The following is a 22205-nucleotide window of genomic DNA, read 5'->3' as shown; positions in this document are numbered from 1 at the left end:
TAGAGCAATCGGTGAGGTAGCTGCTTGAATTTACATCCGAAAACGGTAGTATAGGGTTCTGCGTCGGCATGTAGCGCAGCCTGGTAGCGCACCGTCATGGGGTGTCGGGGGTCGGAGGTTCGAATCCTCTCATGCCGACCAATTATTTATAAAAAAACCAACTCTAATCGGTTGGTTTTTTTATGTCTGAATTTTGGCTATGGTACTGCCCCTTTAACAGGCCATACCAATGTATCATCTCAGGTCATTCGCCAGATTGTGTCTCTCAATGGATAACGTGACTGTTCACAAGCGCATTACTAATCAGAGACCACCACCGATTAATAAGCCAACGAGTTTCAACCCTGCGGGCAAGCGACCAGATAAAGATCGTGAACGGGCATACTGGCATCAAAGCCACGCACTCTCTCTGGATCATCAATAGCCGGGTCAGCAAGCTGCTTGGCTACGTCGTCTACACTGACATCTTCAACATAAAAAGTCGCATCAGTCATTTTATTGCAGTTAAAGTAGGTCCCCATTAATACCATTTTTCCTGGGGTCGTATAGCTCTCCTGTTTATTGACCAGTGCAACAACACCATCCGCTCGTTTAGCGACGACAGTATAGCTTTCCTCTGAGCGATCAAAAACATAGGCATCATTCTCTGGATAAGTCGACCATATAGTAGACTTCTCAGCAAACAACTCTGCCAAATTAATCGCTGGCTTTAGTGCATTTTTGTTATCAGCATTTTGGGCAACTGCCGACGTCACTACACCGATGGTGCCAACCGACAAAATACCTAAAAAGAGTAATGCTTTTTTCATGCAATTAATTCCCTTTGGAAAAATTTTAAATATAAGAGCTTAAATAATAGCCTTATGACATGTAAAAAAAGTATTGCACAACCAAGCATCTTTGCACTCAATTATGATGGATGCATTCAAACGGACGCACAAAGATCAATATGCATAATAAAAACCAACGATTCATACCTTGACAATTTGTGTGTAATGACAATAGAGATCACATCCCTTAGCATAGACCACGATAAAATTTTCCCCTCCCCCTCTTGCACTCACCCCGTCCCTTCGGTCAAAATAACTGTATACATAAACAGTAAATTTAGGGTTGGGCTATGTTCGTTGAATTGGTGTTTGATAAGCGTAATGTCGCAGGGATCCCCGGTGCCGATGAAATCATCAAGGCCGAGCTGACAAAACGGGTACATCGCATCTTCCCGGATGCAGAAGTGAAGGTAAAACCCATGCAGGCCAACGGCCTTAACTCGGACGCCAGCAAAAGTGACCGCGAGAAGTTAAACCGTATGCTGGAAGAGATGTTCGAAGAGTCTGACCAATGGCTGGCCACCGATATTTAAAGGGCCGAAGGGCGCGGTCATTGACTGCGCCGCACCATGGATGCCCAAAACAAAAAACCCCAGCATTTCTGCTGGGGTTTCTTATATGGTGCCGGCTACCGGAATCGAACTGGTGACCTACTGATTACAAGTCAGTTGCTCTACCTACTGAGCTAAGCCGGCGAAATCTGTCGGAAGTAATGCTGTTTCCGTGGGGCGCAATATAATACAGCCAGACTGGAACAATCAAGCGTAATCAACAGATTATTTATCTTGTTGATTAAAAAACGGCTTATATGCCGAATTTCTCACCGATGGCCCGTTCTTCACGGCTTAATGTCTGATTAATATAGTCCACAAACAGGTCCAACGCCGTGCTCCGCTGCCGCCCCAGAGGTAATTGCAGCTGCAAGGTCCGCAGGCTTTGCTGCTCGACAGCAAAAGGTTTCAGGATCAATCCTTGCGGTTGCAACAAAGGCATCGCGGTAAACTGGCTACAGATGGTCACCGCCAGCGGGGAGTCCTGTAAAAAATAGTACAGCGTGGAGAAGTTATCACAGGTTAGCACTGGTTCAATGAAGGTGCCATTCATCTGGCAAGCGATATCAAACAGCTGACGTACCGTGGAGCCCGGCTCTGGCAGACACACCGGATACTGGCAGAGATCCGCCAGAACCACCTGCCTGTCGGCTAATGGATGATCCTTTCTCATCAACAACAAGACCGGGGCGGGCCATGAAGCCGCTATCTCAACGCCCCGCTCTGGGTGCAAACTAAACTGCAGCACCATGTCACACTCGCCATTGCGTACCAACCGCGCCAACGTTTTAGTGTCTGCCACCGTCAGCACGAAGCTGACAGCCGGGTGTTCTGCACGAAAACGCGCCATCAGTTGTGGCATCAGCATAAAGGCCACTCCGTTGCTACAGGCCACGCGTAGCGCTGTGCGCCGTTCGGCTTTCAACCCTTTGATTTCTGCTACTGCCTGTTCAATATTTAACAGGCTTTTACGAATATGGTTTTCAAAAATCTGCCCGGCCTCGGTCAGCACCATCCCTCGCGCGTGGCGTTCGAACAATGGCGTGCCAACCTGCACTTCCAGGCGCTGGATCTGCCTGCTGATCGCCGAGACCGCCACAAACAGCTGTTCACTGGCCGCACTGAGCGAACCACAGTTGGCGACCACCAGAAAAAAGCGAACCTCGCTACTCAACATGCCGTCCCTCTCCATGATGCAAAGCTTGCCAACGAGCAAACCACCGTTGCCTTTAAAGCAAAGCTTGTTTGTTAAATGGATAATTGTGGCAAACCCCGATTTTAGCTTAGATAACAAACACAACAAGTAAAACAACACAACGCAAACACAACGGGGAAAATAATCATGACGGGTGAACAGGCCGTCGCTTTGGCGACAGCGTATTTTGACAGTGGCGAATTCCGCCGCATATTGGCGCGGCGCATCGCGCTGGCCACCGAAAGCCAGCGGCATGACGACGATGCCGGCATTTTGCTCTACCTCGAACAGGAAATCATGCCGCCGTTACGGGCGCTGGGTTTCGAGTTACAACTGTTCGATAACCCGGAAGCGGCCAACCGCCCGTTTCTGATCGCCGTACGCATTGAAGATCCTTCCTTACCTACCCTGCTGAGCTATGGCCACGGCGATGTGGTCTTCGGCGATGACGAGAACTGGCGCGCAGGTCTTTCGCCTTGGGAATTGACTGAAGAAGGCGATCGTTGGTACGGCCGTGGCAGCGCGGATAACAAAGGCCAGCACAGTATTAACCTGGCGGCGCTGGAGCAGGTTTTCCACGCACGCGGGGGCAAACTAGGGTTCAACTGCAAGCTGATTTTCGAAATGGGCGAAGAGATCAGTTCCCCTGGGCTAGCGGCCATTTGCCAGCAGCAACGCGAATTGCTGCAAGCCGATCTGTTTATCGCCTCCGATGGCCCACGGCTGAACGCCACACAGCCCACATTATTCCTAGGCTCACGCGGCTGTATCAATTTCCGCCTCAGCATTCACGCCAGGGATAACGCCTATCACTCTGGCAACTGGGGGGGATTACTCAGCAATCCTGGAACCCAACTGGCTAATGCCATCGCTTCTCTGGTTAATCAGCACGGGCAGTTACAGGTTGCAGCGCTGAAACCCGCCCCTCTGGATAGCAACCTGCGTGCCATTTTGCGCGATCTCAGCGTTGGCGGCCAAGCTGGCGATCCGGCGATCGATGAGAACTGGGGTGAAGCTGACCTGACCCCTAGCGAGCGCCTCTATGGTTGGAACACGCTTGAAGTACTGGCCTATCAAACGGGCAACCCGGCTCGGCCAATGAACGCCATCCCCGGCAGCGCAACGGCGGTATGCCAACTGCGCTTCGTGGTCGGTACCGACTGGCAAAATCTGGTTAACCATATCCAACAGCATCTGCAATTACACGGCTTTGGCAATGTGGAGGTGGAATCGCTGCATGGTTCACCGGCCACCCGGCTCAATCCACAAGACCCACTCGTTCCCTGGGCACTTGAGATCCTGCAACAAACCAGCGGCAAAAAGCCCGCATTGCTGCCCAATCTGGGTGGCTCGCTGCCTAATGACGTGTTTGCCGATACGTTGGGACTGCCCACGCTGTGGATCCCCCACTCCTATCCGGCCTGTGGTCAACACGGGGTCAATGAGCATATGCTGAAATCCATCACTCGTGAAGGATTGCAGATCATGACTCACCTGTTCTGGGAGTTGGGCGAAAATGGCAGCACGATCCTGGCACAACGCCGGGCAGGAGAGTCTTCATGAGCGCGATAGCCCAACAGGATAGCGTAGCGGCCAAGCCCAATTTGTATAAAACGCTGTTTGCCACCTGCATCGGCAACGCGTTGGAATGGTTCGATATCGCGGTTTATGGCTTTTTCGCCAGCTATATCGCCCATGCCTTTTTCCCTACGGAGGATCCGGCCGTTTCATTGTTGCTGACTTTCGGCAGCTTCGGTGTCTCATTCTTAATCCGCCCTCTGGGTGCTGTAGTGCTCGGTGCCTACGCCGATCGGGTCGGCCGCAAGAAGGCACTTTTGATGTCCATCAGCCTGATGCTGCTTGGCGGTGCGATCATCACCTTTATGCCTTCTTACGCCACCATTGGGCTGGCGGCTCCGCTGATGATCCTGATTGCCCGATTGATTCAGGGGTTTTCCGCCGGTGGGGAGTTTGGCAGTTCAACTGCCTTTCTGGTCGAACACTTCCCGGAGCGCAAGGCGTTTATCGCCAGTTGGCAGTTTGCCACGCAAGGCGCCAGCACGCTGATGGCTTCCGCCTTCGGGTTAGGGATGACCCACTGGCTGACAGAAAGCCAAATCCAGGACTGGGGCTGGCGTATTCCCTTTGCTTTTGGCTTGCTGATCGGCCCGGTGGGGCTGTATATCCGCCGCCATGTGCATGAACCAGCCAGCTTCATACAGCAGAAGAAACCCGAAGCACCGTTAAAGATGCTGGTCGGTAATCAAAAAAACCTGCTGTTGCTGGCCATCGGGCTGATGGTGATTTCCACCGCCATCAACTACATGCTGAATTATGTGCCCACCTACGCCACCAAAAACCTGAATCTGTCCGGTTCTGCCGCCTTTAGTGCAACCCTGTTAGCCGGTGTGATTTTAACGGTCGTTACCCCGATAATGGGATTATGGGCGGAAAAAGTCGGCCGCCTGCCGTTGATGTGGGGTTCGCTGATCCTGCTGCTGCTGACTATTTATCCGGCATTCCTGCTGGTGGTGAACCGCACTTCGCCGATGATGCTGATGTTGATGGTTGGCTGGCTGGCCTTGCTGAAGTCCATTTACTTCTCGACGGTGCCTTCGGTGATGGCCGATTTGTTCCCGATGGCGACACGGGCCAGCGGTATGGCGATCAGTTACAACGTGGCGGTGACGGTATTTGGTGGCTTTGCGCCGCTGATCTGCACCCTGCTGATCACCGCGACCGGTACCAGCCTGGCACCAAGCTATTATCTGATGATGATGGCACTGCTGAGCGGCTGGGCACTGTTAGGGAGCAGAAAGCATTTGCGTTCGGCCTGATAAACAACCCAAGGCTATTGGAATAATTAGCCTATTTACCCCCTTGAAGATCCCTTCAAGGGGGTAAATACCTCTCGTCAATTAGCAACCATCGGCACACTGGGGTTCAGGATTGTTGAACAGGATACGAACCAGCAAAGCCCGGGGTTCGCGCAACGGATCATTGCCGATAGCTAACACTCGACCATCATGGGTCGCAGTATATTCACGAATGATGTCGCCAAATGCATTACGCTGAACCGCCACCTTCTGCCCTTTGACCACCGTATCGCCGACCTTAACCAGAACCTCGGCAAATCCGCCAACCTCAGCTCGAATCGAGCTCATCTCATTACCGATATAGGTTTTTTGCTCTTTAGCCGTTGTCCCTAATGTTCCGGCTGTCATGCCTTGTTGAACCATCAGATTACGCACCCCTGTCAAACTGCGCGCGATAAGTTCAGGTTGATAGAGCTTGGGTTTGCCAATTTCGAGTGTAATGGCAGGGATCTTGTTCTCAACGAAAGTGGTTTCGACGGAGCCTTTCTCACCAGGATCGGCTTTAATCTGGTCCGCCGGGAACAGTTCAGCCATTTGCTTCACCTGCGGGTTACGATAATCCGCATAGATGAACAAGGGATATTCGGTCCCCCGGCTCTGTGTGTGCATATCAACGAACAGGGTGGCATTGCCCGCCCACAAATTATTCCATAGCAGCCAAGCCTGCTGTTCGGCGGCGTTACCTTTTTCTTTACCCGGCCAAACCCGGTTGAAATCGACCATATCTCCGCCGTCATTGGCCAACTGCCAGTTTCGGTTATTGGCCAACATGCCTGAAGGATTCGCACCCACGGCACCGATCACGCTGCCTTTCAACTCTGCGGGATCCAGCTTTTCAAACACCTGCTGTATCACCCGGGTACCATTTAATTCATCACCATGGACCGCCGCTTGCAGACCCAGCTTAGGACCAGGCTGCGCACCTTTGGCCACCATAACAGGAACATACCAATGTTGACCGATCCCATTGCTGGTTCCCTGGAACATGAAGCGATATACCTTTCCTGCCTCCAGATCGTCTACATCCAACTTGCTGATAACCGGATTACCCCCAATTTTATCTCCGGTATAAACCGTTGCCGCCTGAGCATTAAGCATTCCCGTAAGCAACACCGCCAACATCGTAATCTTATGCATAACCATTCCCTTTAGTATCAGTAAGTAACACGCGTGTGATTTCTTGATCATTGGTCAACCGACTAACAAAAGTCGTACTTCAGGAACAAGACTGGGTGCGCTTGCTAGCGCTTCCAATCAAGATATAGGCGCTTAAAAGCTCCAGGGTATAAACATATTGACCGCGCCCGACACGGCGAGCCAGGGGCCAAAGGCTAACGCTTGATTAAGATCTTGTTTCGCCAACCCGCGCTGTATCAGCGTAACCAGCAGCCCACTGGCCGCCGCCACCAAAATCACCTGTGGCAACGCTTGCCAACCTAACCAGGCCCCTAACGCCGCAAGTAATTTAAAATCACCATAGCCGAGAGCCTCTTTACCGGTTGCCAGCTTGAATAGCCAGAACACGCTCCATAGGCAGACATAACCTGCCACCGCGCCAATCGTCGCCTGTTCCAACGAGGCAAAATGCCCCTGAATATTGAATAAAAGTCCCATCCACAGCAGTGGCAACGTCAGCACATCTGGCAACAGTTGTGTGTGATGGTCAATAACTGCCAGCGTCAGCAAAAAGGAGAGCAAGATCCAAGCGCCCAGCAAGGGGAAACCTAGCGGGAATATAAGCGCCGTCAGAACAAACATCATAGCCGTTGCCACTTCAACCAGCGGGTAGCGCCTTGGGATCCGCTCACCACAGCAACGAGCCTTACCCTTTAACAACAGAAAACTCAGCAGGGGGATATTGTCCCTGGCCGCAATAGGATGCTGGCAATGCGGGCAACAGGAACGCGGTAATAGCAGATCAAAACGCGGTATGGATTCAGGTAAGGGCAGCCCCAGTTGTACGAGCGCCTCACGCTGCCATTGCTTTTCCAGCATCACCGGTAACCGATAAATCACCACGTTGAGAAAGCTACCCACTATGGCCCCCAATATCCCCGCGACACACAGCCAGATGAGGGGAAATGCAACCGTGAAATCCAGTAATAAACTCAATAAAACCTCCCCACAGTCAGTCAAGTACCTACAGTCAGCCTAGTGCCATTTACAGCAACCGCCCCTGAACCTGCCAGGGTATCTGCCCCTGATCGTTGGCCCTGCCTAACTGATTTATCAGTGGCCTCATCGTCTCCGGTAATACCGGTCCTCGTCGTACCTGACCGTTGAACTGATAGCGCCCGTCAATTCCGACGGTGCCACGCCCCGTCAGGCTCAGATGAGAGGAGTCTTGTTTCAACACCAACACCAGAGCCCCTTTTCCATCACAGCTCAATTGGCCTTGCACGTTGGCCAGTTCCAACGCTCCCAATGGAGTCGCCAACTGTGCGTGCTGCCAGTTGACAACACCACCGCCAAGACTCCGGCAGCCAGTGGAACTGAACTCTCCTTGTTGCAACCGCAGTCGCAGTTCTCCCTGGGCGGTGATCGGCAGAGGTAACGACAACTGCTGCCGCACAACATCTGCAGGAACAGAGAGTTGCCACTCATGCAGTTGAAGATCCTGCCAACCACGCAGGATACCGGCTCCCTGCAAGCCTTGCGGATCTCGTAGCTCAATCTCCAAGGCTGGCATCCAAGAGGAAAAAGTGAACTGCCAGTTCAGCTTGGCCAGCATAATGTTACGCCAGCTTAACTGGTGCAAACTGCCCTGCCACAGGGAACCCGAAAAGCCACCGACCTTCATATCTGCGGGTATAAAAGCTTGTAATACCCGTGCCGGCGCATGGCCTCCCAGCAATAGGAGATAACAGGCCAACAAAAGCACGGCCTTTTTGGCTTTAGCGCCCATCGCTGCGCTCCAGCATCAGTTTGTTTACCGTCACCCATCCGGGTTTATCGGGACGCATCGCCACCTCAAGCGCCACAATGCGAACGCTATAGCGCTTTTCCAACTGTGTGAGCCAAAGCATCAGGGCATTAAAATCTCCAGGTTCCAGCGTGACCGCTAGCCGCTCTCCCTGGGGCTGCATGCGGGTAATGTTCATGTTTTGAGCTGTAGCGCTCTGTGCCACCCTGGCCGACAAGCTTAGAGATGCCTCCTGTATAGGCTGTGTCCCTTGCTGGCGCAAGCGCGGAGCCTGTTGCAACATCCATTCCACCGTGTTTTGTTCACGGGCGATAGTACGCTGCCATTGGCTAGCCTGCTGTTGCCAGGGCAGCCATAGTGTGTAGTAGCACAAGCTCACGATAATCAATACACCACAACCTAATACCAACCCCCGTTCCCGAAGGCTGAGCTGTAGCCAGCGGCGCTTGAGTTCATTCATCCTTTATCCCCAGAGTCAGTCGGCCCTCTACCCCAGTTGGATTCTGCTTGATTTCGCCAGGTTGCACCTGATAACGCTGCCCGGCGGCAACCTGAAACTGTTCCAACGCCTGAAAAGAGGCCGCCTGTATATCGACTTTCAGCTCTTTACGGCCAGCGTCATAAGACAGTGCCTGGAACCGGATTGCCGAGTTCTCCGCCATCAGCTGTTGCAATTGGCGCATCTGTGCGACCACACCGGCTTGCTCGACGGGTTGTAATTGTTGCAAGTGCTGCTGCATCTGCACGCGCGGATTAACCACCTTTTTATCAGCCGGAAACAGCTGTTGGTAGACCCGCACACTTTCCTGCCGCCAATGGTCAGCCTGTTGCCAAAGCCGGTAATGAGACAGCCCGGCGCTCACACACAGCAGCAGTAAATACCCCGTTAATGCCATCATCACGGTCCGCCAGGGGCGTAATCGTGTACGCCAGGGGCTAGAGCGGGTGAATTCGCCCTGGCGCAGATCGGCTCCGCTATCGTGCACACCTTCTGCCGCCAGCTGCAGTAAATCCCGCGGTGGTTGAACACGCCATTCCGGAGGGCTAGCAGTTGATGCTGGTGGCGCGGAGTAGCTTTCAATTACCGGCGGTGCCCACACGGCCAAAAACTCCGATAGCCAGGAGGATTCAACAATCATGCCGGCATGCTTTTCCCGGCGAAACAACCATTGATCATTGAGACTGACCGCACTCCAACCGTCGGCGGCCAAGGGTAACGCCAGCACATCTGGCAACATTGCCTGCACCTGCCCCCCCAGACGTTCACAACGGGCTATCCACTGATGCATCAGGCTTTTATCAACTACCGCAACGTCACACACATCACCACTTTGCTGCAAAATGGCAAAATGCAGCCGTTCAATATCTGTTGCCAGTTGCTCCTCCAGCATAAACGGCAGCACTTGCAGACTCTGACACCTGGCACGACGAGGCAGCGTCACACGATGGAAAACCAACTCACTCGCAGGCACCAATACCCAGGCAGGATATCTGGCAAGCAGGCTCACCAATTGGTCATCGTTCCCCCCCATAGCCAAGCTGCCTTGCTGATGACCATCTGCTGAGGCGAAATACCACAGCACTGGCTGCGTTTCATCGCTGGGTAAGCGCAATATCAACCTGGCTTGCTCACGGGGCTTTCTGTTAGGCATCAAGGCTCCACCATCATGCTTAATCCATATTGCCGCTGTACTACCTGGAAACTGTTACCGGCTTTGCGCAACAGGCTGCGCTGGCTATAGTGAGTCTCCCCCATCAGCACGGTGAAACTGGCTAAAAACAGCCCACTCTTTATCGTCAACAGCGATCTGACCATTGAGGTGTCGATGTCCTTCAGGGCAACCTGTGCCAAAAATGCCGTCGTACTGCTCCACCCTTCACGTGGACGCTGTTGTAACAATCGAGTCGCCATGGCTGTATCAAGCTCCTTGAGAAATAGCGCCGCCAGTAATGGCCCTTGAGACTCACTCAGGGTATTAACGTTTACCAATAGCGTCTGGGTTGGCAGCGCGCAAACGTAAGGCAAAAGACGCCGATAAAGGCTGGCATCAACCCCTGAGACGGTGCGCAACTCGCTGACATCCTGCATGGGTTGATTGGCTGGCAAGTAAGCCACCGCCTGGGCCATATAGACCTCATCTTCAGCCCCATCAATAACTGATTCGCTATCACTGTCTACCCAGTCGCGCAGTGCTGCGGCTATCTGCGTCGCACGCAGGGGCTCTTCCCCAAGGTTGATTAACAGCTGCCTAAAAACCTGGCTAGGATAAGGCAATGTCGGCTGCATCCCCTCACTGGCTGCCCCTTGGTTAATGGCATTGAGATTAAAGCAGGCCTGCCCATCAACAATCTGCCCCAACACCTCCCCGCCTTCAACGGGGAAACGGCGCTGTTCTTGCGCCCAGTTTTGCGCCAAATGCGTTTTATTCGGTGAGTCCAGCGCGTCTCGTTGCAAAATTTTTACCGCCAGTGCTTCTGCCGAGCGGGCATACCATTTTGCCTGCTGGCGATCCAAATGAGCCGCTGTGCGCAGATAGGTACGCCCGTTTCGCTCGGCAATGGTCGCAGCAATCGTCACCATCAGCGCCAGGATCAGCAACACCACCAGCAGGGCAACGCCCTTTTGCTGCGCCCTCATTCTTGCCCCACCGCCGTGATCAAAAACAGACGGGTCAATTCACCCACGCCAGCAACCACTAATGTCACTTCAATCCCCTGCGGCAAAACCGACGCGTTGTCCCAACTCTCCCGCCACGTCCCTTCAGCAAAAAAGCGCAGACGAAAGACACTGACCCCATTGAGCAAGACCTTGACCACCGGCGCTTCCCCAACGAGCGGATCTGCATGGGCATAGCTCAACCGCTCTAACTGCTGATGGCGCAGACGATATGCCACCGGTTGTAACTCGGCGCGGGGCAACATTCCCATCGGGTTTTGCCAACCGTTGCGCATGAAAGAGACGCCCCAGTCCTCACTTTTTAATTGATAGCGCGCCGCGGAAAATACGCGTTCATTCCCTCTGTGATGGCGAGGGATGATCTGACCGAAATCCCCTTCCAACTGCATAAAGGCACGTTGAAGTTCGGCCAACCGCTGCGCCTTGCGCTGCGAAATCTCATCATTGCGCATCACCCCCTGCAACACCTGGAAGGCGCTGATGCTCAACGCAGCAAAAATTGCCAATGCCAACAGCATCTCAAGCAACGTGAAGCCCCGCTGGCTGCGACCATTCATTCCCGCACCACGTAGCTGCGTAAAGAAACCACTGGCGCAGCCTCTTCTTTATGACGCCGCACCTCAACATCCAGTGCCCGTAATTGACCCAGTTCGGTATCAACCCCCTGCCAGCGTACAGACCATTCCTCGCCAGCATAGGTCACCGTGGTGCCGACCCAGCGCTTTTCCGGCCAGGTTTTATCAAGATGTAACCTGGCCTGTTGATTATCCGCCAACCAACTTGCCAGTATTTTTTCCTCCATACGGCCAATACTGCCAGCCTGTTGTGCCGTGGTTTGCAGCACGGCTAACCCCGCCAAGGCGAAAACGATCAGTGCCACCAGCACTTCCAGCAACGTCATCCCTCTTTGGGCGCTCACTGTGCTGCTCCGTTTACTGACGATTCGATCGCGCCCACGTCGTCGACCCGCAGCCATACTAATGGCTGGCTACCGGCCTCACTGAACACCAGCTCAAACGGCGTAATCTCCCCGCCAGGTAACAGCAGAATATCGGGTTCCGGTGCCGATTCCGCAGCACGCGGCCACTCCTGCCGATCGGGGAAATGCAGCTTGAGCCGAATATCATCAGGCATTTGGCTCCCTAACGCCGCCTGACGGGGTTGCCAATTCTGCCAGACGTAACCTTGCCAACTATCCGAGCCAGATACCGCCCCGCGTTTTTCAGCGGCCTGACGCTGTAGCATTTGGAATTGCCAGCCGTCAGGTCGAACCCGGATCCCCAGCAACTGGTCATTTTGCACCGCGGCATCCATGGCAAACGCCAACTGAGCCTGAAAACGTTTCAGCTGTAGCTGCGGGTTATTTTGTTGCATGGCCGGAAATGACATGATCACCAAACTGGCTGCACTCCCGATCAGCAGCACAACCAGCATCATTTCCAACAACGTAAAGCCGCGTTGGCGCACTACTTCTTCCCAATCGTCCAGTTACCGATATCATCCTCGGTGTCCGGTATGCCATCGGGGCCATAAGAGAAAACGTCTAACTGACCGTGTTGGCCTGGGCTAAGCAACTGATAGTCTGCCCCCCAAGGATCCTGTGGCAAACGGCGAATATAGCCACCTTGGGGATAATTGCGCGGTTCCGGTTGTGCCGAGGGCTTGGTCACCAGTGCCTGCAACCCTTGTTCGGTGGTGGGATATCGACCGTTATCCAGCTTGTACATATCCAATGCGCTCTCCAGCGCGACAATATCGCTGACGACCTTCTGATGGTCCGCCTTCTCTTTATTTCCCATCAGGTTAGGCACTACCAGACTCGCCAAGATGCCCAGGATCACAATCACCACCATAATTTCCAGCAGGGTAAAACCTCGCTGACGCTGTTGCCGCATTTTTCTCTCCGTTATTTGCAGATTGAATTTACATACTCATCAAGGTATTTAATTGCAGGATTGGCTGCAGGATCGCCAAAACGATAAACAGCACCACGCCCGCCATACTCACTACCAACAAGGGCTCAAAAAGCCCCAATGCCAACTGCATTTGGGCAGTAAACTCCCGATCCTGGTTGTCTGCCGCACGTTCCAGCATGCTGTCCAGTTCTCCACTGCGTTCACCGCTGGCGATCATGTGCCGCATCATCGGGGGAAACAGCGCAGTGATTTCCAGAGCCCGATGCAGGCTCACCCCCTCGCGCACAGATTCCGTTGCCAGTGACAGCTGGCGGCGCGCATATTCATTGGTTAATACCTCTCCGCTGATGCGCATCGCTTGCAGTAATGGCACCGCGCTGGCATTGAGAATGCTTAGCGTTCTGGCGTAACGGGCAGTATTGAGCCCTCGTGCGATGCGTCCGATCACCGGGAGGCGCAGCAACTGCCGATGGAAAGCAATGCGCCGGGCTTCTTGGCGCAGCAACAGACGCAGCAGCATCGGCGCCAATAACAGCAACAGCAGCACCCAAGGGCCAAAGGCTCGAACTCCGTCACTCAGCCCCATCAGCACACGAGTGGATAGCGGAAGTGCCTGCTTCATGTGAATGAACTGTTCCACCACCTTGGGCACGACGGCGGAAAGTAAAATGGCGATCACACTGATGGCGACCACCGTCAGCACGCAGGGGTAGATCATCGCCTGCAGGATACGAGCTCGCATTTGCTGGCGCTGCTCGGTGTAATCCGCCAACCGGTTCAGAACCAGATCCAGATGACCAGAAGCTTCACCCGCCGCCACCATCGCGCAGTACAGCCGCTCAAAACTGGTGGGATAAGCGCTCATGGCTTCAGCCAAGGAATGTCCCTCCAGTACTTTGGTGCGCACTGCGGCCATCAGGCTGCGCTGACGGGGTTTTTCACTCTGTTTTGCCACGGCATCCAGCGCCTCCTCCAAGGGTAAGGAAGCGGCGACCAAGGTCGCAAGCTGACGAGTCAACAACGCCAGATCGGCACTGCTAATCCCCCGCCCCCATGAAAGACGCCGCCCGCTTTGGGCCTGCTGGCGTTCATCCTGCCCTTCGTCCAGGCTTACAGGGACCAACCCCTGTTCCCGTAAAAGTTGACGGGCATGGCGGGCTGAATCCGCTTCCTGCACTCCCCGTCGTTTTTTGCCGCGCTCGTCTAGCGCCTGATAATGAAATAGGGCCATGTCATCCCTCTTCCTGAGACTGGCTTTCGGTCACGCGGATCACCTCTTCCCAACTGGTCTCACCCGCCAACACTTTTTCCAATCCCCCCTGGCGCAATGTCTTGTACTCATGACGTAATTGACGAGCAATCGCGAATTCACTCTCTCCCTGATGGATCGCCGTACGCACTCGGTCATCAATCAGCAGCAGCTCATGGATACCCGTACGCCCACGGTAACCGGTAAAATTACACTGCGAGCATCCTTTCGGCTGCCATAATGGGGTTCCGGGTAAAATCCCCATCTGATCGGCCAGGACCGGATCGGCGGAGTAAGTTTGGCGACAATCGGGGCAGAGTGTGCGAACCAGTCGCTGTGCCAGCACGGCCAGTAATGAGGTGGAAAGCAAAAAAGGCTCGATGCCCATATCCTGCAGCCGCGATAAGGCCCCCAGCGCGCTGTTGGTGTGCAGCGTGGAGAGTACCAGGTGCCCTGTCAGAGATGCCTGAACCGCAATCTGAGCGGTTTCGCTGTCGCGGATTTCCCCAACCAGCACTACATCAGGATCCTGACGCAGAATGGCTCGCAGACCGCGAGCAAATGTCATATCTACCTTGGGGTTTACCTGCGTCTGGCCGATACCCTCGAGTTCATACTCGATCGGGTCTTCGACCGTCATGATATTGCGTTCGCTGGCATTGAGGCGGCTCAATGCTGCATAGAGGGTGGTGCTCTTACCCGAACCTGTAGGACCGGTGACGAGAATAATGCCGTGTGGCCGCTGGATCAGTTCATCGATCTGCCGCCGATTATGTGAAGACATACCAAGCGCGGCGAGATCCAGACTGACGCTGTTTTTATCCAGTAAACGCAGAACAATTCGTTCACCATAATTAGACGGTAAGGTCGAAACCCGCACATCAATGGCTCGGCCGCCGATTCGCAGTGCCATGCGCCCATCCTGGGGGATCCGCTTCTCGGCAATATCCAGCCGTGCCATGACCTTGATGCGCGATATCAATAAAGAGGCCAACCGCCGCTGAGGGCGCAGAATTTCACGCAACACGCCATCGACCCGGAAACGGATCTGCAAATGGCGTTCATAGGTTTCAATGTGGATATCCGAGGCTTTATCCTTGATGGCTTCCGTCAGCATCGCATTGATCAGGCGGATAATCGGGGCATCATCATCGGCATCCAGCAAGTCGTCGCTGTCGGGTAGCTCTTCTGCCAGGGTATAAAAATCCATTTCATTGCCGATATCGGTCATCATGCGTCGCGCCTCTTGCGAATCGCGCTGGTAGCTGATCACCAGTTGTTTCTCAAACTCTTCACCCGACACCGTGCTGATAGTCAGCCCACACCCAGCCACCCTACGAGCCTCAAGCAATGCTGTGGCGGTGGTTTCCGCCAGACGGAGCACACGGCACCCCGCATGATCCCGCAACAGCAAAATGCGTTGCTCGCGCGCATAGGCAAATGGCAACTGCGGGCGTAATTCACTCAGGTCCTCGGGGAGGGTATTCATCGCCCCCCCGTTGAATAGAATGCGCTGATCGCGGCATTAACCTGGCGGAAAGTGGCACCGTTTTGATCGGGTGGCAACTTCAATACTTCGTTATTCAGCGTGGCTTCGCTCCCTTGTTGGCCACGCTGATGGTCTTGTTCCTGATTAAAAGCCTGATACTTTTCTGAGGAGGCCTGGCGATACTGGTCACGATCCCGGATGATCGACGGGCGGATGAACAGCATCAGGTTGCGCTTGGAAACCTGTTTGCTGTTGGAGCGGAACAGATAGCCCAGCACCGGGATATCCCCCAGCACCGGAACCTTGTCGCTGCTGTCGCGGACGGTTTTATCCAGCAAGCCACCCACCACCACGGTTTCACCGCTGCCTACCAGCACCGCGTTATTGACCGTGCGAGTATTAAAGGTCGCCCCCAGATTAGCACTGCTGCTGGACGCCGCATCAGCCACACTGGAAACCTCCTGCTCGATCTCCAGCAGCACGGAGTCCCCTTCGTTGATCTGCGGTTTGACTTTCAGCTTAATGCCGACGGTTTTACGCTCCACCGTGTTGAAAATATTATCGCCCGACGTCGTTTGCGAGCCGGAGAGGACAGGAACTTCCTGGCCGACATTGAACGTGGCCTCCATGTTGTCAAGCGTGACAATGCTCGGTGTCGCCAGAATGTCATTTTTGCTACTGCTGGAAAGCGCGGTCAGCAGCATTGCCCAATTGCCCTGATAAAAACCGGCAGCAATACCGTTAAAACTGCTGAGAGCGCTGGCCAGGGTACTATTCACCGTCCCGTCCTGATTGTATTGATTGGCGCCGGCAATCGCCGTGGTGATAGGCAAACCGGTATTGGTGAACTGCGTCACTCCAGCATTCTTGTTAGCCCACTGGATCCCCAGGTTCAAACCATCGGCGTCTTGTACCTCTGCGATAATCGCCTCTACCAGTACCTGTGCACGGCGAATATCCAACTGAGCTATCACCTTCTCCAGATCCCGCATGACATCCGGAGCCGCCGTCAGTATCAGTGAATTGGTTTGCTCATGGGCTTTGATGGTGATGTCTTTACGCAGTGCTTCCGCTGGCTTGGCATTCTGTTGCTCACTTTGAATACTGGTACTGACGCCAGTCAACACCTCAACCAGATCGGTGGCTTTGGCATACTTCAGGTAAATCACTTTGGTATTGCCTTGCACGGCCTGCTCACGATCCAGCTGCTTGATCATGGCGATGATCCGCTGGCGAGAGTTGGGTTCTCCGCTGACCAGGACCGAGTTGGTTCGCTCATCCGCAACAAGATTGGCTACCATCAGGCTTGGCATCGCTGATTTGCTGGCATCCTTGGTTAATTCGGTGACCAGTTTGACGACTTCAGCAGCTGACGCGTAAGCCAACGGTACCGTGACCACACTACGGTCACCGACCTTGTCAACGCGTTCAACAATCGCCATCAAACGTTTGATAACCGCTGCACGCCCGGTCATCAGCAACACGTTGGAAGGCTCATAATGCACAACACTGCCAGCCCCGGCGTTATCGTTCAATTGACGGAGTAACGGGGCAAGATCGCGTGCCGCCACGTTATTGACCGGCACGACACGTGTCACCACTTCATCACCCTCGCCCGGCTGAGCATCACTGGCTACCGGCACCGCAGCGGTTTTCGCATCCTTGGAGCGCACCACTTTCAACACGCCGTTACGCATATCCACCACGGCAAAGCCATAAACGTCCAGCACGCTGAGGAAGAACTGGTAATACTGCTCCTCATTGAGCATGTCATAACTGCGTACGGTGATAGTGCCGCGCACGGCAGGATCGATAATCACCGTTTTATTCAGGTTCTTGCTGACCGTATTAATAAACTCCTGAATATCCGTGCCCTTGAAGCTGGCAGAAAACTCGGCACTCCAGCCCTGCCGAGTACCAAGCAGCATCACCGCCAGTAGCACAATGCGTAAGCTCCTGATTATTTTTGTATTCAACAATTAGTCATCTCCAAGAGCCAAATAGATATCCTGTAACTGACCGCCACGCTCAACGGTAAGATTCAGTTCACTGAGTTCTGAAAGCTGTTTCAATGCCTGTTGAGCCTGCTGTGCATCACGCAGATCCAGGCCATTTAGCGCTATGGCAAGATCGTTTTCCTGCAGCCCGACCTTGCGGAATAACTCGCCTTGTTTGCCCGGATTGAGTCGATAGCCGATGAGTTTGTCATCCACCATCACCGGTGAGATATTCAGGTAATTGAGAATGCTTTGCGGCTGCTTTTGCAGTTGTGCCTTGAGCTGCGACGCTGAGGTTTTTTTGTCACTTTTAGCGGCCTCGGGTTGCTCGCTGAACAGCAACAACGATTCATAATTCCCCTGATAGGCGATCACGATACGATCGGCAAAAATTGACGCAATTCGGGCGTCATAACCAGGCACCTTCTCCCCCACGCCAAGGCTGAACTGTTTGCTATCTTTGGCGATAATGGCGATGGAACGCTCTGGACTGGGGCTGGCGACAATGCCGGTCAGGTTTAGCTTGAGAGAAGAAGGCGGTGCGTTACGCAGGGCTTGGTCAGAGACAGAATGCTCAGCGGCGGAAGATGAGGGTAGCGAAGTACCAAAGAGGGTGAAGCGGTAACGTTCAGACTCACCTCCAACGCCAGTTGTTACTGGTGCGAAGTCTGCTTTGGATAAGCGTACGGGGGATATTTCAGGGGGCAGGAGCCCGTGCCAGGTGAGCAAGGCGAGTTGATTGCAAATCAACAGTGACAGAACGCATAAAGCCCATCGCGGCGTGAACAGCCTGAAAGTAGCCTCTCTGCATACCGATAACAATACAGAAAATCGCATCTTGCCTTCCTTTGCCTGCTTCTCTGTTTACGCCAGTTAGAAGTTCACCGATATCAGTCAATCGGTGGGCATATCGTTGGGGGCATTGTCGTTGGAGAATATGTAAGGTTATGACTGAAACCTTACAACTCAGTACCTCCATCAGCCCTTACGTTTCTGAATACATCCTCTCAGAAAGGGTTACTTTATACATACTCCCCTCAATAATAAATCATTATTTTTGCTTATCGAAATAATTTATCTTTCTGTTTTTATAGCTATTTATTTCTTAATCTCGCTAGCATAAAAGCGGTTTAACCCGTTTGATCTCCCTACTCTAAACTTCGCGTCCTCCTTCCACCTACGCCCCTCCTCCTCCTAAAGCAGGAGGATGCTCCTCCTTATCATGCAATATCTAATACCACTGCTTTACACATTGATACGATTTTTTACTTTCTATAATGCAAGCCTGATAGGGAATTTAGAATGCTGAAAAATACCTGTAATGCCCTACTTTTCGGCTCGCTCGTCATATTGAGCGGCTGTGATAATAATAATTCTTCAGACGTTAGCCCCGATACCAACAACCAAGAGCCGATTGCACGTCTGCCTGACATAGCCATGCCTGGCGAAGCCGTCATGGCAGGTGAAAACCAGGCGGTCATTCATCTGGTCGATATTGCTGGTATCACCAGCGGCTCCGCCGCTGATTACAGTACCAAGAACCTGTTTTTGTGGAATAACGACACCTGTGACGCCCTGGATAACCCCTCTGGGGACTGGAATGACACCAGTACAACACCGACAGGCAGCGACAGTTATGGCCCGTATTGGGTGCTACCTCTGAGCAAAACCACTGGGTGTATCAACTTCATTCTGCGTGATGGCACCAATAAGCTGATTGATGCGGATATGCGTTTATCGTTCAGTGATTTTCCTGACAGGACCGTTTCTACGCTTGCAGGCAGCAGTACGCTTTATGATACCCGTGCCGAAGCTTTCCGCGCGGCCTTCGGGGTGGCTCTGGCTGAAGCCCATTGGGTAGATAAACACACCCTGCTGTGGCCAGCCGGGGAAGGGAAACCTATCGTACGTCTGTACTACAACCACAATGGCAAAGTGGCCGCCAACAGCGAAGGGAAGTTTACCGATCGCTATCTTTCGCTGACACCGACCAGCATCAACCAGGAACTGGGTTCACGCTTCCCTCACCTTGCGGGTTATGCCGCCTTCAAATTGCCGGACAATGCAAAAGTAGACGAACTGCTTAGCGGCGAGACCGTCGCCCTGGCCGCCAATCAGGACGGCATCCTTATTTCAGCCACCCAGGTACAGACCGCAGGCGTTCTCGATGATCGCTTCTCAGCCGCAGCGGAAGGCCTGGAATATGGTGCTCTGCTGACCGATTCTGGCGTCACTTTCCGTGTCTGGGCACCCACGGCCCAGCAGGCAGAACTGGTGATCTACAGTGCGGATAAAAAAGTCATTGGTAGCCATCCGATGACCAGAGATAACGATTCCGGTGCCTGGTCATATCAAGGAAGTCATGACCTTAAAGACGCTTTTTATCGTTACGCCCTGACCGTTTATCATCCGCAATCGCGCAAAGTGGAGCAGTATGAGGTCACCGACCCTTACTCCCATAGCCTCTCCACGAACTCCGAATACAGCCAGGTCGTGGATCTCAATGACAGCGCGTTGAAACCAGAAGGCTGGGACGGTCTGGCAATGCCACACCCACAGACCAGCCAGGCTGATATTGCCAAGATGGTCATCCATGAGTCGCATATCCGCGATCTTTCCGCCTGGGATCAGACCGTTCCTGAACAGGTACGGGGTAAATATCTGGCGTTGACCGCCAGTGACAGCAATATGGTGCAGCATCTCAGACAGCTTGGGCAAGCTGGCGTAACCCATATTGAATTGTTACCGGTGTTCGATCTGGCAACCGTCAATGAGTTCAGCGACAAAGTGGCGGATCTCACCCATCCATTCAGTCGGCTTTGTGAACTGAACAGCGCCGTTAAGCAAAGCCGTTTTGCTGGCTACTGTGGGAGTTCAACCACCATCGGTGATGTACTAGAAGAACTGAAACAGAATGACAGCCAGGATAACCCGCAGGTGCAGGAATTGAATGGCTATGTGGCACAGACTGACTCCTACAACTGGGGTTATGATCCGTTCCACTACACGGTGCCTGAAGGTTCTTATGCTACCAATCCCGAAGGCACTGCCCGCATCAAAGAGTTTCGTACCATGGTGCAGACCATCAAACAGCAACTGGGTATGAACATCATCATGGACGTGGTTTATAACCATACCAATGCGGCTGGCCCAACGGATCGTACCTCGGTGCTGGATAAAATCGTGCCCTGGTATTATCAACGTTTGAATGAAACTACGGGCAGTGTAGAGTCGGCCACCTGCTGTTCCGACTCGGCCCCCGAACACCGGATGTTTGCCAAACTGATTGAAGACTCTCTGGTGGTCTGGAGCCGAGACTACAAGATTGACGGATTCCGCTTTGACCTGATGGGCTATCATCCGAAAGCACAAATCCTGGCGGCCCGGGAGAAAGTAAAATCGGTGAACCCCAACGTTTATTTCTTTGGTGAAGGTTGGAATTCAGGTCAGGACGATCGCTTCGAAATCGCTTCGCAGATCACGTTAAAAGGCACCGGCATTGGCACCTTCTCCGATCGTCTGCGTGATGCTGTTCGCGGAGGCGGCCCGTTTGACTCTGGTGATGCCTTGCGTCAAAACCAGGGGGTGGGTAACGGTGCCGGAGTATTGGCTAACGAGTTGACCCAGCAAAACGAGGATACCGTGCGCCATCTGGCCGATCTGACCCGTCTGGGCATGGCCGGCAACCTGGCTGAATTCCTGTTGATCGATAAAGACGGCTCCGTCAAAAAAGGCAGCGAAATTGACTATAACGGGGCGATTGGGGGTTATGCCAACGATCCGACCGAAGTGGTCAACTATGTTTCCAAACACGACAACCAAACCTTATGGGATATGATCAGCTACAAAGCCGCACGTGAAGCCGATCTCACCACTCGCGTACGCATGCAGGCGGTGTCACTGGCCACTACGTTGTTGGGCCAAGGGCTAGCATTCGATCAACAAGGCTCAGAGCTGTTGCGTTCCAAGTCATTTACCCGTGACTCATATGATGCCGGGGACTGGTTCAACCGTGTGGATTACAGCTATCAAGACAACAACTTCAACGTTGGTATGCCACGCATCAGCGATGACGGTGACAACTATTCGCTGATCGCCAGCGTAAAAGATGCTGTTGCCACACCTGGCCAAACAGAGATCGCGCAGATGAACTCGTTCTATCAGGAACTCACGCAACTGCGCCAATCCTCGCCTCTGATTGCCTTGGGTAGCGGCCACGAAGTGATGAAACGTGTCGATTTCCGTAACACGGGCGCAGAACAGCAACTGGGCTTACTGGTAATGACCATTGATGACGGAGTTCAGGCCGGAAACGATCTTGATCCCCAAGCCGATGCGTTAGTCGTTATCATCAACGCAGCGCCGGAAGCCAGAACGCTTAATGACTTTACCGGTGAAAATCTCACCCTGAGCGCAATCCAACAAAACCTGGGAGACCGCTCACTCGCCTCCGGTGTCAATATTACCGCAGAGGGCAGCGTTACAGTTCCCGCCTGGTCGGT

General features: G+C 53.5%; 20 protein-coding genes and 2 tRNA genes. 5 read left to right on the top strand and 17 right to left on the bottom strand.

Features of this window, described 5'->3' with window-relative positions:
- Positions 1-64: 64 nt before the first annotated feature.
- Positions 65-141 (top strand) — tRNA-Pro (locus AC6HVW_RS03285).
- Positions 142-338: 197 nt separating this feature from the next.
- On the opposite strand, the gene AC6HVW_RS03280 is transcribed toward AC6HVW_RS03285, so the two are convergent.
- Positions 339-809, bottom strand: coding sequence for a hypothetical protein (locus AC6HVW_RS03280; RefSeq protein ID WP_071681042.1), 471 nt, complete (start codon positions 807-809; stop codon positions 339-341).
- Positions 810-1120: 311 nt separating this feature from the next.
- Between AC6HVW_RS03280 and AC6HVW_RS03275 the strand changes: the two genes are divergently transcribed.
- On the top strand, positions 1121-1363 hold the full coding sequence (locus AC6HVW_RS03275) for a DinI family protein (RefSeq protein ID WP_021178442.1): 243 nt from the start codon (positions 1121-1123) through the stop codon (positions 1361-1363).
- A gap of 86 nt (positions 1364-1449) precedes the next feature.
- Here the strand turns inward: AC6HVW_RS03275 and AC6HVW_RS03270 are convergent.
- Together AC6HVW_RS03270 and AC6HVW_RS03265 are read right to left on the bottom strand one after the other, a co-directional pair.
- Positions 1450-1525 (bottom strand) — tRNA-Thr (locus AC6HVW_RS03270).
- A 109-nt stretch (positions 1526-1634) separates the two neighbouring features.
- Complete coding sequence (locus tag AC6HVW_RS03265) at positions 1635-2558, bottom strand: LysR family transcriptional regulator (protein WP_071681043.1); 924 nt, start codon at positions 2556-2558, stop codon at positions 1635-1637.
- 165 nt (positions 2559-2723) lie between these two features.
- Between AC6HVW_RS03265 and AC6HVW_RS03260 the strand changes: the two genes are divergently transcribed.
- Positions 2724-4139: a M20 family metallopeptidase gene (locus AC6HVW_RS03260; protein WP_071681044.1), complete on the top strand. Its 1416-nt coding sequence runs from the start codon at positions 2724-2726 to the stop codon at positions 4137-4139.
- Entirely contained in the window at positions 4136-5413 is a 1278-nt protein-coding gene (locus AC6HVW_RS03255; protein ID WP_071681045.1) for an MFS transporter, read from the top strand. Before AC6HVW_RS03260 ends, AC6HVW_RS03255 begins: the two co-directional genes overlap by 4 nt.
- An 81-nt stretch (positions 5414-5494) precedes the next feature.
- On the opposite strand, the gene AC6HVW_RS03250 is transcribed toward AC6HVW_RS03255, so the two are convergent.
- The 14 genes from AC6HVW_RS03250 to gspC form a co-directional block, all read right to left on the bottom strand.
- Positions 5495-6589, bottom strand: a complete 1095-nt coding sequence (locus AC6HVW_RS03250) for a succinylglutamate desuccinylase/aspartoacylase family protein (RefSeq protein WP_081366987.1) — start codon at positions 6587-6589, stop codon at positions 5495-5497.
- Between the two features lie 132 nt (positions 6590-6721).
- On the bottom strand, positions 6722-7564 hold the full coding sequence (locus AC6HVW_RS03245; RefSeq protein ID WP_497569267.1) for a prepilin peptidase: 843 nt from the start codon (positions 7562-7564) through the stop codon (positions 6722-6724).
- Positions 7565-7613: 49 nt separating this feature from the next.
- Complete coding sequence (locus AC6HVW_RS03240) at positions 7614-8357, bottom strand: type II secretion system protein N (protein ID WP_447889472.1); 744 nt, start codon at positions 8355-8357, stop codon at positions 7614-7616.
- Entirely contained in the window at positions 8347-8835 is a 489-nt protein-coding gene (locus tag AC6HVW_RS03235) for a type II secretion system protein M (RefSeq protein WP_071681048.1), read from the bottom strand. The genes AC6HVW_RS03240 and AC6HVW_RS03235 overlap by 11 nt, the downstream gene beginning before the upstream one ends.
- A complete protein-coding gene (gspL, locus tag AC6HVW_RS03230) occupies positions 8828-10027 on the bottom strand; it encodes a type II secretion system protein GspL (protein ID WP_497569266.1) in 1200 nt (399 codons plus the stop codon). The genes AC6HVW_RS03235 and gspL overlap by 8 nt, the downstream gene beginning before the upstream one ends.
- Positions 10027-11013, bottom strand: a complete 987-nt coding sequence (gene gspK / locus AC6HVW_RS03225; RefSeq protein WP_071681050.1) for a type II secretion system minor pseudopilin GspK — start codon at positions 11011-11013, stop codon at positions 10027-10029. Before gspK ends, gspL begins: the two co-directional genes overlap by 1 nt.
- Positions 11010-11609, bottom strand: coding sequence for a type II secretion system minor pseudopilin GspJ (gene gspJ, locus AC6HVW_RS03220; RefSeq protein WP_071681051.1), 600 nt, complete (start codon positions 11607-11609; stop codon positions 11010-11012). Before gspJ ends, gspK begins: the two co-directional genes overlap by 4 nt.
- Positions 11606-11971 (bottom strand): type II secretion system minor pseudopilin GspI, encoded by a 366-nt coding sequence (gene gspI, locus AC6HVW_RS03215; RefSeq protein ID WP_137751172.1) that lies wholly within the window; start codon positions 11969-11971, stop codon positions 11606-11608. The genes gspJ and gspI overlap by 4 nt, the downstream gene beginning before the upstream one ends.
- Positions 11968-12519, bottom strand: coding sequence for a type II secretion system minor pseudopilin GspH (gene gspH / locus AC6HVW_RS03210; protein ID WP_071681053.1), 552 nt, complete (start codon positions 12517-12519; stop codon positions 11968-11970). The genes gspI and gspH overlap by 4 nt, the downstream gene beginning before the upstream one ends.
- Entirely contained in the window at positions 12519-12947 is a 429-nt protein-coding gene (gene gspG / locus AC6HVW_RS03205) for a type II secretion system major pseudopilin GspG (protein ID WP_059201257.1), read from the bottom strand. The genes gspH and gspG overlap by 1 nt, the downstream gene beginning before the upstream one ends.
- Before the next feature lie 28 nt (positions 12948-12975).
- On the bottom strand, positions 12976-14199 hold the full coding sequence (gene gspF / locus AC6HVW_RS03200; protein ID WP_071681054.1) for a type II secretion system inner membrane protein GspF: 1224 nt from the start codon (positions 14197-14199) through the stop codon (positions 12976-12978).
- A gap of 1 nt (position 14200) precedes the next feature.
- Positions 14201-15706 carry a type II secretion system ATPase GspE gene (gspE, locus tag AC6HVW_RS03195; RefSeq protein WP_186486652.1) on the bottom strand — a complete coding sequence of 502 codons (1506 nt, stop codon included), beginning with the start codon at positions 15704-15706 and terminating at the stop codon, positions 14201-14203.
- Positions 15703-17667 carry a type II secretion system secretin GspD gene (gspD, locus tag AC6HVW_RS03190; protein ID WP_186486663.1) on the bottom strand — a complete coding sequence of 655 codons (1965 nt, stop codon included), beginning with the start codon at positions 17665-17667 and terminating at the stop codon, positions 15703-15705. Before gspD ends, gspE begins: the two co-directional genes overlap by 4 nt.
- An 18-nt stretch (positions 17668-17685) precedes the next feature.
- Entirely contained in the window at positions 17686-18540 is an 855-nt protein-coding gene (gene gspC / locus AC6HVW_RS03185; RefSeq protein ID WP_071681056.1) for a type II secretion system protein GspC, read from the bottom strand.
- A 465-nt stretch (positions 18541-19005) separates the two neighbouring features.
- Between gspC and pulA the strand changes: the two genes are divergently transcribed.
- Positions 19006-22205, top strand: a 3200-nt coding sequence (gene pulA / locus AC6HVW_RS03180) for a pullulanase-type alpha-1,6-glucosidase (RefSeq protein ID WP_497569265.1), incomplete at its 3' end; no start/stop codon positions are given.

It is taken from the genome of Serratia sp. NCCP-200, assembly GCF_059697885.1.
The sequence above is the reverse complement of the archived record's forward strand: the minus strand, read 5'-3'. Positions and strand labels throughout refer to the sequence as shown.

Excerpts from the sequence above, each read along its gene's own strand:
- AC6HVW_RS03280 (WP_071681042.1), bottom strand. The coding sequence starts at position 809 with ATGAAAAAAGCATTACTCTTTTTAGGTATTTTGTCGGTTGGCACCATC.
- AC6HVW_RS03275 (WP_021178442.1), top strand. The coding sequence starts at position 1,121 with ATGTTCGTTGAATTGGTGTTTGATAAGCGTAATGTCGCAGGGATCCCC.
- AC6HVW_RS03265 (WP_071681043.1), bottom strand. The coding sequence starts at position 2,558 with ATGTTGAGTAGCGAGGTTCGCTTTTTTCTGGTGGTCGCCAACTGTGGT.
- AC6HVW_RS03260 (WP_071681044.1), top strand. The coding sequence starts at position 2,724 with ATGACGGGTGAACAGGCCGTCGCTTTGGCGACAGCGTATTTTGACAGT.
- AC6HVW_RS03255 (WP_071681045.1), top strand. The coding sequence starts at position 4,136 with ATGAGCGCGATAGCCCAACAGGATAGCGTAGCGGCCAAGCCCAATTTG.
- AC6HVW_RS03250 (WP_081366987.1), bottom strand. The coding sequence starts at position 6,589 with ATGCATAAGATTACGATGTTGGCGGTGTTGCTTACGGGAATGCTTAAT.
- AC6HVW_RS03240 (WP_447889472.1), bottom strand. The coding sequence starts at position 8,357 with ATGGGCGCTAAAGCCAAAAAGGCCGTGCTTTTGTTGGCCTGTTATCTC.
- AC6HVW_RS03235 (WP_071681048.1), bottom strand. The coding sequence starts at position 8,835 with ATGAATGAACTCAAGCGCCGCTGGCTACAGCTCAGCCTTCGGGAACGG.
- gspL (WP_497569266.1), bottom strand. The coding sequence starts at position 10,027 with ATGCCTAACAGAAAGCCCCGTGAGCAAGCCAGGTTGATATTGCGCTTA.
- gspK (WP_071681050.1), bottom strand. The coding sequence starts at position 11,013 with ATGAGGGCGCAGCAAAAGGGCGTTGCCCTGCTGGTGGTGTTGCTGATC.
- gspJ (WP_071681051.1), bottom strand. The coding sequence starts at position 11,609 with ATGAATGGTCGCAGCCAGCGGGGCTTCACGTTGCTTGAGATGCTGTTG.
- gspG (WP_059201257.1), bottom strand. The coding sequence starts at position 12,947 with ATGCGGCAACAGCGTCAGCGAGGTTTTACCCTGCTGGAAATTATGGTG.
- gspF (WP_071681054.1), bottom strand. The coding sequence starts at position 14,199 with ATGGCCCTATTTCATTATCAGGCGCTAGACGAGCGCGGCAAAAAACGA.
- gspE (WP_186486652.1), bottom strand. The coding sequence starts at position 15,706 with ATGAATACCCTCCCCGAGGACCTGAGTGAATTACGCCCGCAGTTGCCA.
- gspC (WP_071681056.1), bottom strand. The coding sequence starts at position 18,540 with ATGCGATTTTCTGTATTGTTATCGGTATGCAGAGAGGCTACTTTCAGG.